The organism is Streptococcus sp. 20925_1_24 (assembly GCF_041432335.1).
In the GTDB taxonomy this organism is placed as follows: domain Bacteria; phylum Bacillota; class Bacilli; order Lactobacillales; family Streptococcaceae; genus Streptococcus; species Streptococcus mitis_BM.
The window spans coordinates 21,133-36,078 of the sequence record NZ_JAPVZM010000006.1 but is presented as its reverse complement, the minus strand read 5'-3'; the positions used below and the strand labels follow the sequence as shown (position 1 = coordinate 36,078).

Below are 14,946 nucleotides of genomic sequence, written 5' to 3'. Positions count from 1 at the left end.
TTCCTTAATTTTTAGTAAAGGTTACAGTGATTTGTCCAGTCTGAGCTGTTAATTTCGATAAATCAACAGTCTGATTATCTACTGTCAAAGCAACACCTTTTACAACACCTAACGTAATTGTTACAGGACTTTTAGTTGCAACTGTTGCTTCTGCACTTTTCTTCTCTGGCGATAAGGTTACACCACCCTCAAGTTCGCTTTCTGAAATGCTGACCCAACTTGTAACATCTGAAACTGCCAATTGCAATTTAACTGTTTCCTTACTTGTCTTATAAGCGATTTCTACATGATTTCCTTCACCTGATACACTTATAGTTGATTCTACACTAGAAGAACTGCTGGATGAACTACTACTTGAAGAGTGGGGAACAGAGCTAGTTGAACTCATTGAACTTGTTGATTGAATCACACTGTAATTAGAAAGAGAAGGCCCCTCTGGTTGAGTTTGAATATAGTTCCAAACATAATAGGTCACAAAAATTAAAATCGATAAAGCAAAAAGGATAAAATAAAATAAAGGTAAAAAGGATGTTTTTTTCTTCTTTTTCTTACTTGAACGTCTACGACCTGTCAACTCATCTTCATCAACATCTACTTCCTCATAAGTAATCATACTCCCAGAATCATAAGCATCCAAAACAATTTGATCATCTAACTCAACAGCCCATGCATATTTTTTCAAGAAAGAACGCGTGTAAAAAGGACTTGGAAGTTGATCGAAATCGTCTGCTTCCATTGCTTCCAACATATCTAACTGGATTTCTGTCTTTTTCTGCAATTCATCTAAACTCAATCCCTGATTGATTCTAGCTAATCGTAAAACCTCACCAATTGTTTTTTTCCTCATACTTGTCATCCCTTCTTTCTAGTGTCTATTATAATAGGTTACTACGATGGGAATATTGTAAAATCAACTATATCCCCTTCATCTATTAAGTGATGCCCTGCTTCAAGGACATCCTCTAAAGTAATTTCCTGTAAAATCTTTGGTAAATCAAAAATTGTCTCACCATGTTCAAAAGAATCATATTGCGTTGCAATAAATTCAAGAGAGTTCATGCTGCTGAAAAATTCTCCAAACATCTCTCTTTTGATAATATCTAAATGATCCTCTGTAATATCTAAATCCTTTGTAAAATTACGAATGGCCTTCCTAAATTGATGAGATAAAGCAACTGGCTCTTTCGTATCCATTGTCAACATAACAAAATGAAAACGACTTGTTACTTCAATTTCAAGAGATAAGGAAGCATCTATTTTACCTGACTCATATAACTTTTGAAAACGATCCGAAGTCCAACCAAACATCATTGCAAACAATAATTTTAATAAAATATGATGTCGATAGCAATCCGCCTCAGCAACTTCTTGAACACCTCTAATCCCAATCGCTAGTTTAGGAGAAGATACTTCCATTCTCATACTGTCTGTTTGCTTCACATCTTGTAAAACAAGCTTTTCTCTTGCTGCTTCCTGAACATCTAAATCTTCCAGTTCTTTTCTTTCAAAATAGTCCTGTACTCTTTCCACATCAAAATTACCAACTAAAAACAGAGACATATTTACAGATTTGTAAAACCTTGTAAAATTTTCTTGTAAATTAGTTAGATTGATTTGGGAAATGGACTCCTCACTTCCAACAATATCAGTTGCTAAAGGTGTACCAGGATACAAATTCGCTAAAGTTGAAAAGAATAAACACGAATCTGGATCATCTTGATACATTTCTCGTTCTTGCTGGATAATATCCTGCTCTCTTAAAATGGAATCTTCAGTAAAATGTGCTGATGTTACCAATTCATCAAGTAAATCTACATTCTCTAAGAGATGATCCGTTGCTGAAAAAAGATAGTTTGTTTTTGTAAAGCTTGTAAAGGCATTGCTATCCGCACCTAGACTCGTAAAAGCTGACATCAAATCGCTAGCATCTTCTCTCTCAAACAATTTATGTTCAAGAAAATGAGCAATTCCTTCAGGATATTGTTTTACATTTCCGTCAACTTCTGTTACAAGCGTATCTACCGAACCAAATTGAACAGTGACACTCCCGTAAACCTCTTTAAATTCCTTTTTAGGCAAAAGAGCAACTGTCAAGCCATTTGACAAACGAGTTCGATAAACCATTTCTTTTACAGCTGGATAGTATTTTTCTTCAAAAACAACCTTTGTCATTCTATTCCTTCCATAAAGTAAATCGCTTGTAGTTTCACATTATTAGCTGCTCTACAAATAGCATCTTTGTCAACTTGCTCGAGTTTTGCAATCCAACCTTTAAAGTCTGCTGAAGATTTTCCAAGCAAGGCATTTTGATAAGCACGTTCAATCAATGAACCTTGATTATCTTGAGAAAGCAACAAAGACCGACGAATCATTTCTTTGGTCTGCTCTAATTCAAGCTCTGTAAAATATCCTTTTTTTAAATCAATCAGTTGATTATTCATCATTTTACGAGCCTGATTCCGATTTTCTCGATTGATACCAGCATACATCCTCAAGAATCCACTAAACAAATCGAGCTGACTTGAAATAGTATAAGCCAATCCAGCATTTTCACGGACATTTGTAAATAGTTTAGAGTGAGCAAATCCACCCAGTAAACCATTCATTACAATCATGGGTAAATGTTGCTCACCACCATATTCAGAAGGGCAATGATAACCTAATTCCAAAATGGATTGTCCCACATTTTTCCGAACCATACCTTCCTGAAGGATATTGGAATAAGGTTGACAATACTGAACCTTCACATCTCCTTTTCGAGCTTTAAAGCCAAACGATTCTAATACATTTTGAATTTCAACCTCATTAAAATCACCTAGGAAAAAGAAATCTATTCGATCATTGGTCAAAAATTCTTGGAAACAAGAATAAGAACTCTGTGGAGTTTCATCTAAAATACGATTTCGTAAATCACTATATTCCAATTGAAGACGTTCATCATGAAAAAACAATTTATCCAATTCTTTATGTGCAAAATAAAAAGAATCATCCATATCAGCTGCTAAACTTGCTAGCAATTGCTTTTTCTCAATTTCAAATAAGGACGGATCAAATCCATTATCAACTAGCATGGGTGAAAAAAGAGTTTCTTTTACTAGTTCCAAAATCTGAGAAGTTAGCACATTTTTCCTACTTAAAAACTCATCACGAACATAGGTAAATGTCAATTCTACAATATGACTTTGCCCTCTTCTGAAACAATTAGTTGACATATCTGTGCCGTATAGACTGGCTAAATGTCTCCTCAAATCTTGAGAAGTGGGGTACATCTGATTAGCAGTCTCTAGCATACTCGCACTCAACATGCGACCTGCAATCGTATTAAGGGATAATGGAGCGGTAAAACGCACGGCGATTTTGTTCGTTTTAAACTTTTTTGATTGGATAAAATGTGTTGAAATTCCATGCACTAACTCCATAATTTACCTCCTTATATACAGACTTCTATTATATCACGAAAACCTGAAATTTTCTTGTTCTCTGTAACACTTTTGAAATAAAAATCGCTTACATTTATTCCTATTTCTCTCACTATTTTTAGGAAAATATGGTATAATACCAAAGATTGAGGTGAATTATGGAATACAAATTATTTGAAGAATTTATTACCCTCCAAGCACTACTCAAAGAACTTGGAATTACACATAGCGGAGGAGCTATCAAATCATTTCTCTCTGAACATTCTGTTTACTTTAATAGGGAATTAGAGAATCGTCGCGGTAAAAAACTTCGTATTGGCGATAAAATTGACATCCCTGACATGAATATTGACATCTTGTTGACACAACCTACTTCTGAGGAGCAAGATGAATACCAAGCTGATAAAGTTGAAAAAGAACGAATCGCTAAACTCGTCAAGGAGATGAATAAGGGAGTAAAAAAAGACAACTCTAAACCTACTTCATCACCAAAAAGCAAACAAGCTCCGCGATTCCCTGGTAGATAATCATGTGGCTACAACACCTATCTCTCAAGACTTTTCGTAACTATAAAGAGACGAAAATAGACTTTAATCCTAAATTAAATGTCTTTTTAGGACGCAATGCGCAAGGTAAAACAAATATGTTAGAGGCTATCTATTTTTTAGCCTTAACACGTAGTCATCGGACTCGAACAGATAAAAATCTCATTCATTTTGACGAGGAACAACTTCATCTTTCAGGTCTTGTTCAGAAACAAACGGGATCCATTCCTCTCGAAATCGAACTAACACAAAAAGGCCGTGTGACAAAAGTTAATCATTTAAAACAGGCACGCCTTTCAGATTATGTAGGACACATGAATGTTGTCTTATTTGCTCCTGAAGATTTACAACTAATTAAAGGAGCACCTTCGGTTCGACGAAAATTCATTGATATGGAACTTGGACAAATCAAGCCAATCTATTTATCTGACTTAACCAATTATAACCACATCCTAAAGCAAAGAAACACTTACCTAAAATCAGCTCAAAAAATAGATGAAACCTTCCTTTCAGTGTTGGATGATCAGTTAGTTGATTATGGATGTCGTGTAATGAATCACCGCTTAGATTTCATAAAAAAACTAGAATCATTTGGTCGTAAGAAACATTTTGAACTTTCTAATCAGATTGAAGAGTTGTCAATATCCTATCAATCTTCTGTAAAGCCAACTGACAAAGAAGACTTATCAGAATCTTTCAAAATTGCTTTAGAAAAAAGTAGGTCCAGAGATTTATATAAAAAGAATACTGGTGTTGGTCCTCATCGGGATGACATTTCTTTTTATATAAATGGAATGGATGCTGGTTTCGGAAGTCAAGGCCAACATCGTAGTCTCGTCCTCTCAATAAAATTAGCAGAAATCGAGTTAATGGAAAGCATTACTACAGAATCTCCAATATTACTGCTTGACGATGTTATGAGCGAACTTGACAACACTAGACAACTAAAATTATTAGAAACGATTTCTCAGTCAATCCAAACCTTTATCACAACAACAAGCATAGATCATCTTCAAAATCTACCAGAAAATCTAAGTATTTTCACTATTCAAGATGGTAAAGTTATTGTAAATAAAACTTGACAACATTGTAAAAGAACTCCTGTTTTTACTGGAGTTCTTTTCATTGTTTTTTTACATAGAATAATTTGGTGCCTCATTAGTAATTTGTACATCGTGAGGGTGGCTTTCTTTCAAACCAGCACCAGACATTTCAATAAATTGAGCATTATCGTGTAGTTCTTTAAGGTTAGCTGCACCACAGTAACCCATACCAGAGCGAATACCACCAATCATTTGGAAAACAATATCAGCTGCCGCTCCTTTATAAGCAACACGACCTTCAATTCCTTCTGGAACGAGTTTATTTGCTTCATTGACAGAACCTTGGAAGTAACGATCGCTTGAACCTTTCTTCATAGCAGCAATTGATCCCATACCACGATAAGTCTTGAACTTACGTCCTTGGAAGATTTCAGTTTCGCCTGGAGCTTCATCAGTTCCAGCAAACATTGATCCAAGCATAACTGCATTTCCACCTGCAGCAAGGGCTTTTACAATATCTCCAGAATACTTGATTCCACCGTCAGCAATGATCGTTTTACCATATTCACGCGCAACAGCTGCAGCATCATAGATAGCTGTTACTTGTGGAACACCAACACCAGCAATCACACGAGTAGTACAGATAGAACCTGGTCCAATACCAACCTTGACAACGTCTACACCTGCTTCATAAAGGGCACGTGCACCTTCAGCAGTAGCAATATTTCCAGCAATCAAAGTACGATCTGGGAAATGAGCACGAATCTCAGCAATTTTACGCAAGACACCTGCAGAATGACCATGTGCAGTATCAATAACAATCGCATCCGCTCCTGCCTCAAAAAGAGCCTCTGCACGTTCAAATGTATCTGAAGTAACACCTACTGCACCTGCAACTAGAAGACGACCAAACTCATCTTTAGCAGCATTTGGAAACTCAATAACTTTTTCAATATCTTTGATAGTAATCAAACCAGAAAGACGACCTTCTTCATCTACCAAAGGAAGCTTTTCAATACGGTGTTCTTGAAGAATACTCTCAGCTGTTGCAAGATCTGTACCCACAGGAGCAGTAACAAGATTTTCACTAGTCATATGGTTTGAGATTGGTTGGTTATAGTCTGAAATAAAACGAAGATCTCGGTTTGTCAAAATACCAACCAATTTACGATTTTCAAGTGTTTCAACAACTGGAACACCACTAATGCGGTAACGACCCATAAGCTCATCTGCTTCAGCAATTGTATGTTCAGGTGTCAAAAAGAACGGATCAATAATAACTCCATTTTCAGAACGTTTTACCTTACGAACCTCGTCTGCTTGTTGAGCAATTGACATGTTTTTATGGATAACTCCGAGACCGCCTGCACGAGCAATAGCAATGGCCATTTGACTCTCTGTAACTGTGTCCATGGCAGCGGTAATAATTGGGATATTTAAAGTCAGATTATCTGCCAATTTAGTTGTTAAATCTGCATCGTTAGGCAACACATGACTTTCAGCTGGAATAAGCAATACATCATCAAAGGTAAAACCTTTTTTCAAAAATTTAGTGTCCCAATTAGACATTCGAAGTTTCCTCTTTTCTTTCTTTTTGAGCTTGACTCTTTTTATATTGTATCTATCATACCATTCTATAAAAATTTGTCAAATGTTACAGGGGTGAATAAAAAACTATCTTTTCTTCGAGATAGAAATGATAGTTTCTTGTAAAATAAACTTAGTTAAAGTACTGAAGTCCCATTGCCCCTTTAACCTCAGATAGGGTTTGACCCGCAACTTCACGCGCTCTTTCACTACCTTTTTGAAGCATATTATAAACTTCTCCCATATCCTTAGCAAATTCAATACGGCGCTCACGAATAGGACCCAGTTCACGTTCTAATATTTCAAGTAGATAACGCTTGGTCTTCACATCACCAAGACCACCTCGTTGATAATGTTCTTTCATGTCAGCAATTTCTTGAGCATCTTCTGGACGACCAAAAACATCTAGATAATGGAAAACCATATTTCCTTCAATTTTACCTGGATCCTCAACGCGGATATGATCTGGATCTGTATACATACTCATTACTTTTTTACGCAAAGTATCCGCATCATCAGCTAAATAAATACCGTTATTGAGTGATTTAGACATTTTAGCATTTCCATCCAAACCAGGTAAACGCCCTGCTCTCTCATTTTCTGGATAAATACCTTCCGGCTCTACCAAGACATCACAGTTATATGCATTGTTAAAAGAACGAACAATTTCACGAGTTTGCTCAATCATTGGTTTCTGATCTGTCCCAACAGGAACATAATTAGCCTTAAAAGCAGTGATGTCAGCTGCTTGAGCTATTGGATAGACCAAGAATCCTGTCGGAATGCTTTCTCCAAATCCTTTCTGAGCAATTTCTGTCTTGACAGTTGGATTACGCTCCAGACGTGCTAATGAAACCAGATTCATATAATACATAGACAACTCAGCCAACTCTGGAATCTGGCTTTGAATAAAAATAGTTGACTTACTTGGATCCAATCCAACTGCAAGATAATCCAAAGCCACATTTCCGATAGACTCTACAATGGTTTGAGGATCTTTGGCATGATCTGTCAAGGCTTGTTGGTCAGCCAAGAACACAAACATATCATACTTATTCTCTTCCTGTAATAATACTCGATTTTTGAGACTTCCAACATAATGTCCAATATGCAATTTTCCTGTTGGACGGTCTCCTGTTAAAATAATGGGTTTAGTCATTTTATTCTCCTTCGATATGGTCCTTTCAATTATAGCATTTTTTTAATGAAATAACTGCAATTTATAAAAATAAATCAACCTTGCTATTTACGGATTTGTGTAAAGTATGCTGTAAACGTAATTTACACAAAATTGACAGATAAAAATTTGAATATTTCCGTATTTTCTAGTAGAATAAATATATTACACATATAGGAGAAAAACATTGCTTACAGTATCTGATGTTTCACTACGTTTTAGTGATCGCAAACTTTTTGATGATGTCAATATCAAATTTACAGAAGGAAATACTTATGGATTAATCGGTGCTAATGGTGCCGGAAAATCAACCTTTTTAAAAATTTTAGCTGGAGATATCGAACCTACTACTGGTCACATCTCTCTTGGTCCAGATGAACGTCTCTCTGTTCTTCGTCAAAATCACTTTGACTATGAAGATGAACGTGCCATTGATGTTGTTATCATGGGAAATGAAAAACTTTATAGCATCATGAAAGAGAAAGATGCCATCTACATGAAGGAAGATTTCTCAGACGAAGATGGAGTGCGTGCTGCCGAACTCGAAGGAGAATTTGCCGAGCTTGGAGGCTGGGAAGCAGAAAGTGAAGCCTCTCAACTACTTCAAAACCTAAACATTCCAGAAGAATTGCACTATCAAAACATGAGCGAATTGGCCAACGGTGAAAAAGTAAAGGTTCTCCTCGCCAAAGCACTTTTTGGTAAACCTGATGTTCTTCTCTTGGACGAGCCTACCAACGGTTTGGACATCCAATCTATTACTTGGTTAGAAGACTTCTTGATTGACTTTGATAACACAGTTATCGTAGTATCCCACGACCGTCACTTCTTAAACAAAGTATGTACTCACATGGCCGACCTTGACTTCGGAAAAATCAAACTCTATGTCGGAAACTATGACTTCTGGAAGGAATCTTCTGAACTCGCTGCTAAATTGCTAGCAGACCGTAATGCTAAAGCAGAAGAAAAAATTAAACAATTGCAAGAATTCGTAGCTCGTTTCTCTGCCAATGCTTCTAAATCAAGACAAGCAACATCACGTAAGAAAATGCTTGATAAGATTGAACTTGAAGAAATTGTACCATCTAGTCGTAAATATCCATTTATCAACTTTAAAGCGGAACGTGAGATTGGTAATGATCTCTTGACAGTAGAAAATCTAACTGTAAAGATTGATGGTGAGACTATTTTAGATAATATCAGCTTTATCTTGCGTCCAGGTGATAAGACAGCGCTTATTGGACAAAATGACATCCAAACGACTGCATTAATTCGTGCAATCATGGGAGACATTGACTATGAAGGAACTGTCAAGTGGGGAGTAACTACTAGCCGTTCTTACTTGCCAAAAGATAACTCAGCAGATTTTGCAGGAGGAGAGTCAATCCTTGACTGGTTGCGTCAATTCGCAAGTAAAGAAGAAGATGACAATACTTTCCTACGTGGCTTCCTCGGCCGTATGCTCTTCTCTGGAGATGAAGTTAACAAACCTGTAAATGTCTTGTCAGGGGGAGAAAAAGTTCGTGTCATGCTTTCAAAACTCATGCTCTTAAAATCAAATGTCCTTGTACTTGATGATCCAACCAATCACTTGGACTTGGAATCTATCTCAAGCTTGAATGATGGATTGAAAAACTTTAAAGAATCAATCATTTTTGCCAGCCATGACCACGAGTTTATCCAAACTCTAGCCAACCATATCATTGTCTTGTCTAAAAATGGCGTCATTGACCGTATCGATGAAACATATGATGAATTCCTAGAGAATGCAGAAGTACAAGCAAAAGTTAAAGAACTTTGGAAAGACTAAAAAAATTCAAAACTCAGTTGGGTTAACCAGCTGAGTTTTCTAACATTTTATGAGGTAACATGAAATTATTTTTTAAAACATATTGGACCTATTTTGTTTCTTTCATCATTCCCATAATCATTATGATAGGAGTATATCTATCTCAAGGTATCTACTTGAATAGCGATACATCTCCATTATTAGGAGATGGCTTTCATCAATACGTTATTTTTGATGTAGCTTTACGAAATATCCTACATGGAAATGGTAGTCTATTTTACACCTTTACAAGTGGCCTCGGATTGAATTTCTATGCCCTATCTAGTTATTACTTGGGAAGTTTCCTTTCACCTCTAGTTTACTTTTTTAATCTGTCGAATATGCCAGATGCTGTCTATCTGACAACTCTCTTAAAATTTGGATTGATTGGTTTGTCAACTTACTTTAGTTTAAATAAATTATTTCAATCGATTCCTAATCCTTTAAAACTAGCTTTATCTACTTCCTATGCTCTGATGAGTTTCACTGTCAGTCAATTAGAGATAAAAACCTGGCTAGATGTTTTTATCTTGATTCCTTTAATTATAACTGGTTTACAGCTACTCATCACTGAAAAGAAATTCCTATTGTACTTTACAAGTCTGTCAATCTTATTTATACAAAACTATTATTTTGGCTATATGACAGCATTGTTTCTTATTTTCTGGTATCTCTGTCAAATTTCTTGGGACTTTAAAACCCGAAAATCATCTTTTCTTGATTTCATAATCACCTCCGTTTTAGCTGGTATGGCTAGTTTGATTCTGACTCTTCCTACTCTGTTTGATTTACAGACACATGGAGAAAAATTAACTGAAGTTACAAAGTTTCAAACTGAAAGTAGCTGGTATCTTGATCTCTTTGCTAAGCAATTCATCGGTTCCTTTGATACAACAAAGTATGGGGCCATCCCAATGATTTTTGTTGGACTACTTCCCTTTATTTTGACCATTTTATTTTTTACGCTGAAATCTATTAAGTTTCACGTGAAACTTATCTATGCAATCTTCTTTGCATTTCTAATTGCAAGCTTTTATATTGAAGCTCTTGATTTATTTTGGCAAGGCATGCATACTCCAAACATGTTTTTACATCGCTATGCTTGGATTTTCTCTACCTTGTTAATTTACACAGCAGCAGAAGTCTTAAAGCGTCTGAAAGAACTTAAAGTCTGGAATTTTTTAGTTTCGCTTTTTCTTCTAGTAACAGGATTTTTAGCTACCATCTATCTAAAATCGCATTATTCTTTTTTAACAGATTTGAATATTCTGCTTACTCTTGAATTTTTGGTTGTCTATTCTCTTTTACTCCTTGCAGTTATCAAAAAGTTTATCTCTGTAAATCTGTTTACCATTCTAATCTCTTTATTTATAATGGTTGAAATAAGTTTAAATGCTTCATCTCAAATGGACGGAATTGCTAAAGAATGGGGTTTTGCTTCTCGAAGTGCATATAATCGAGATATCCCAGCTATGGAATCTTTCTCAACATATATTGGAAATCAATTTACTCGTACTGAAAAACTACAAACTCAGACAGGAAATGACAGTATGAAATTCAACTACAATGGAATCTCTCAATTTTCATCTGTTCGAAATCGTTCAGCAAGCTCTACTTTGGATAAACTTGGATTTAAATCCTCTGGGACTAATCTCAATCTACGCTATGCAAATAATAGTATTTTGGCTGATAGTTTATTTGGCATCCAGTACAATATCTCAGACAGTCCTATTGATAAGTATGGTTTTAAAGATATCTATCAAAAAGATAATCTTACCCTATATGAAAATCAATTCTCTCTTCCGATTGCCTTTGCTAGTCAATCTGTTTACAATGATGTCAAGTTCAATGAACACACTTTGGATAATCAAGCCTCGTTTTTAAATCAACTTGCTAACGTCGATTTTGATTATTTTTCTCCAATCCCTTATGACAAAACAGAAAATACTGATGATTTGATTAGTGTTACAAGTTCTTCAAATGAGGATGCAGCAATCCAGTATCAAATTGAAGTACCAGAAAACAGCCAAATTTATCTTTCTTTCACAAACCTTCACTTTTCTAATGATAAACAAAAGAAGGTTGACATCCTTGTAAATGGTGAAAAAAAGACTTTTACAACTGATAATGTCTTCTCCTTCTTTAATCTAGGATATACTAAAGAGAAAAAAACTTTCAATATTCATGTTAGTTTCCCTGGAAATTCACAAGTATCATTTGAATCTCCTACCTTCTACCGTTTAGATACCAAAACTTTCACCGAGGCAATTCAAAAAATTAAAGAACAGCCTGTAACAGTATCAACTTCTAAAAACAAGGTTTTTGCTACATATGATGTCCAACAAGATACATCTATTTTCTTCAGCATTCCTTATGACAAAGGCTGGTCTGCCTACCAAGATGGTAAGAAAATAGAAATTAAACAAGCTCAAACTGGCTTTATGAAAGTTGACATTCCCAAGGGAAAAGGAACTATTACACTTTCCTTCATTCCTAATGGGTTTGTTGTTGGAGCAATCTGTTCCTTTACTTCTCTTTTACTATTTGGAATCTATAATCACAAACGAAAGTCATCTAAGATATAAAAAAATCGACCAGTTGGTCGATTTTTTTAATCTTCTTCCATTTTCTTAGGTCGATAGGCTAGCATACCTAAACCAGTAAATAGGGCTAATATCACAGCAAGGAAAATGACTTGATGATGAATATTTCCTGTCATAGAAATTGTTTGTCGTAATCCCGAAACTGAATAACTCATTGGTAACCAGGGATTAATGGCTCTAAAGAAATCATTTGTCAAAGTAAGTGGGTAAGTACCTGCACTTGATGCTAACTGTAATAAAAGCAAAATAAGAGAAAAGAAAGCTCCTATACGGCTATTCCATGTTGTTAAAGAGGTCACCATAGACATGAATGCTAAACTTGTTAGGATAATGAGAATAAATGTTCTCATCTCATGATTTGCAGTTAAACCAATAAGATGAACTCCTCCATATACCAAAATTCCTGCTAAAACAGCTATAATACCATTTATTTCAGCTCGAGATTTCAACCAAGCCCAACGGCTCTCCGGATGACGTCCTGAAGGCAACTTCGCAAAGATCATATTCGTTGATATTGCTGCAACAAAGAGAGCAACTGATATCATATAAGGAGCCATTGCAATTCCATTTACAGGAACTTGGTCATTGTCAGTTTTGGAGAGACTGAGAGGATTTGACAAAATCTCTGCATTTTTAGATTCTGTTGATGCTGACTTGAGTTGATCACTAGCATTACCTAATCCTTGTCCCAAAGAAGCAACTCCTATCTGTAAACCTTCCAATCCAGAAGTTAACTTTGTTCCACCTTCTGCTAGTTTCCCAGCTCCATCTGCCAATTTATTAGCTCCACTTTCTAATTGAGAAGCACCTGAAAGTAACTGACTTGATTTGTCAGCTAATTGACCCGATCCTGACTGCAATTTATCAACTCCTGCTATCAATTCTTGACTCTTTTGATTCAATTGATTGGAGCCAGTTGATAATTTTTCAATACCAGACACTAATTCTGGAGTTTTTTCAACTAATTGACCAACTCCTGCTGTCAAGTTAGAAGATTTTTGTGTCAAGGTGTTTGAGCCTGAAACTAGTTGATCCAAACTACCTGTCAAGTTGGCATTTTTTTCACTTAGTTGACTTGCGCCCTGAGAAACTTTATCAACACCTATAGTATATGCCTTTACACCTGATGCAATCGACTGACTGTCAGGAACTAATTTGCTAGTAACAGCTCCTTGTATTTCTGTTAATCCACTTGACAATCCTGTCAAAGAAGTAGAAGCAAGCGGTAATACTTGATTAGCTTGATTTTTTAATGTCGAAAGATTTGAAGATTGATTTTGTAAGTTTTCCAAACTTCCCTGTAAACCTTGTACTAAAGCTATAATTGACTGAGCCAATTGAATACTATCAGTCGAATTTTGAGATACAGAAGCGCTTATCTCAGCTTGTTGCTCACTTGTCAATGATTGATAAGCTGCTGTCGATTGAATATTAGCTAATGTAGTCGCTTTATCAGACTGAGCACTTACTAACATTTGATTAGAAAGAGATACCATACTTGATAAAACAGAATCTAATTGTTTTGTATCTCCAACATCAATATTTTGAATAACTTGATTTAACTGATTTAGACCAGAAGATAATTGATTAATTTGATCTTTTTTCCCAGACGAAGCATCTAACTTGCTAGAAAGTTGTTGAATCCCTTCACTTAATTGCTCCACCCCCATTCGAAGTGTAGCTGATTGACTAGATAACTGATTGGCTCCTGTTGCAAGATTTCCCACTCCATTTGTATAGGCACTAACACCAGATGAAAATTGATTAAGACCAGTATTGAGCTGAGAAACACCGCCAGTATAGGATTCTACACCAGTATATAATTGATTGATTCCTCTTACTAATTCAGGACTTTTAGAAGATAATTGACCTAACCCGCTATCTAATTGACTCACTGCACCAGCATATGTAACTAAGCCACTATTAAAATTCCCTAAGCCAAGATGAAGTTGTTCAACACCAAAAACATAAGCAGATAATCCTTTAGTAAACTGCTCCGTTCCATTTGAAAATGTTAAACTTGAATCTGCTAAAGAGTGTAGGTTAGTAGTTAATGTTTTACTTCCTGTCACTAATTGATTCGCTCCATCAGTTAATTTTTCACTACCAAAAGCTGCTTGACTCATACCATCTTTTAATTCGACCATCTTATCAAATAAAGCTTTAGTATAGGTCTCGGTTACATTGGTAGAAACATTCTGCTTTAATTGTGTCATCGCAGAATCACTCATCTTGCTGGCAATAAAACTATGACCACTTGAAGTCTGATAATCGATTTGCATTTGCTCTGGATGATCCGTTAAAATCGAAGCTGCTTTTTCAGATAAATCACTTGGTAAAGTCACTACCATATAGTAATCGCCATCTTCCAAGCCCTTCTTACCTTCCTCTTCATCTAAGAAATGAAAATCTAAGCTTTTATTTTCTTTTAAATTTGACACCATGTCTTTTCCTATAGACATCGTATTACCATTATAGGAAGACTCTTTATCATTATTGACAACTGCCACAGGTAAGTCAGACAATTTCCCATATGGATCCCACATTGATGACAAAAATATGATATTGTACAGAGCTGGAATAAGAGAAATCCCTATCATGACAATAATAAAGGTTGGTTTTTTAAAAATTGCTTTCCATTCTTTAAACATAGCTTCTCCTTTTTTAAACATATTGTCTAAAATTTTGATATAATAGATTATACATTAAAAAATCTAAATTACAAGATAAAAAATTCATTTTTA

The 14,946-nt window shown here is 35.5% G+C and carries 10 protein-coding genes; 4 read left to right on the top strand and 6 right to left on the bottom strand.

Annotated features, from left to right (window positions below; translation table 11 throughout):
• Positions 1-4: 4 nt before the first annotated feature.
• From rodZ to yfmF, 3 genes are read right to left on the bottom strand one after another with little or no spacing between them, the layout of a single operon-like run.
• Positions 5-847 carry a cytoskeleton protein RodZ gene (gene rodZ / locus O3650_RS04275; RefSeq protein WP_023944985.1) on the bottom strand — a complete coding sequence of 281 codons (843 nt, stop codon included), beginning with the start codon at positions 845-847 and terminating at the stop codon, positions 5-7.
• A 41-nt stretch (positions 848-888) separates the two neighbouring features.
• The gene (gene yfmH / locus O3650_RS04270) at positions 889-2,172 is read right to left on the bottom strand and encodes an EF-P 5-aminopentanol modification-associated protein YfmH (protein WP_153193797.1); all 1,284 of its coding nucleotides are present in this window, start codon (positions 2,170-2,172) and stop codon (positions 889-891) included.
• Positions 2,169-3,419 (bottom strand): EF-P 5-aminopentanol modification-associated protein YfmF, encoded by a 1,251-nt coding sequence (gene yfmF, locus O3650_RS04265; RefSeq protein ID WP_153193796.1) that lies wholly within the window; start codon positions 3,417-3,419, stop codon positions 2,169-2,171. Before yfmF ends, yfmH begins: the two co-directional genes overlap by 4 nt.
• Before the next feature lie 158 nt (positions 3,420-3,577).
• On the opposite strand from yfmF, the gene yaaA reads away from it, so the two are divergent.
• Positions 3,578-3,946, top strand: a complete 369-nt coding sequence (gene yaaA / locus O3650_RS04260) for a S4 domain-containing protein YaaA (protein ID WP_153193795.1) — start codon at positions 3,578-3,580, stop codon at positions 3,944-3,946.
• Between the two features lie 2 nt (positions 3,947-3,948).
• Positions 3,949-5,046, top strand: coding sequence for a DNA replication/repair protein RecF (recF, locus tag O3650_RS04255; protein ID WP_153193794.1), 1,098 nt, complete (start codon positions 3,949-3,951; stop codon positions 5,044-5,046).
• 51 nt (positions 5,047-5,097) lie between these two features.
• Here the strand turns inward: recF and guaB are convergent, their stop codons facing one another.
• Together guaB and trpS are read right to left on the bottom strand one after the other, a co-directional pair.
• A complete protein-coding gene (gene guaB, locus O3650_RS04250) occupies positions 5,098-6,576 on the bottom strand; it encodes an IMP dehydrogenase (RefSeq protein ID WP_000073418.1) in 1,479 nt (492 codons plus the stop codon).
• Positions 6,577-6,727: 151 nt separating this feature from the next.
• Complete coding sequence (gene trpS / locus O3650_RS04245; RefSeq protein ID WP_153193793.1) at positions 6,728-7,753, bottom strand: tryptophan--tRNA ligase; 1,026 nt, start codon at positions 7,751-7,753, stop codon at positions 6,728-6,730.
• A gap of 205 nt (positions 7,754-7,958) precedes the next feature.
• Between trpS and O3650_RS04240 the strand changes: the two genes are divergently transcribed.
• Both O3650_RS04240 and O3650_RS04235 read left to right on the top strand, forming a co-directional pair.
• On the top strand, positions 7,959-9,581 hold the full coding sequence (locus O3650_RS04240) for an ATP-binding cassette domain-containing protein (RefSeq protein WP_000958774.1): 1,623 nt from the start codon (positions 7,959-7,961) through the stop codon (positions 9,579-9,581).
• 59 nt (positions 9,582-9,640) lie between these two features.
• On the top strand, positions 9,641-12,184 hold the full coding sequence (locus tag O3650_RS04235; protein WP_153193792.1) for a YfhO family protein: 2,544 nt from the start codon (positions 9,641-9,643) through the stop codon (positions 12,182-12,184).
• A 26-nt stretch (positions 12,185-12,210) separates the two neighbouring features.
• Here O3650_RS04235 and O3650_RS04230 read toward each other — a convergent pair whose 3' ends face one another.
• Positions 12,211-14,853 carry a YhgE/Pip family protein gene (locus tag O3650_RS04230; protein ID WP_371491670.1) on the bottom strand — a complete coding sequence of 881 codons (2,643 nt, stop codon included), beginning with the start codon at positions 14,851-14,853 and terminating at the stop codon, positions 12,211-12,213.
• Between the last annotated feature and the right edge of the window lie 93 nt (positions 14,854-14,946).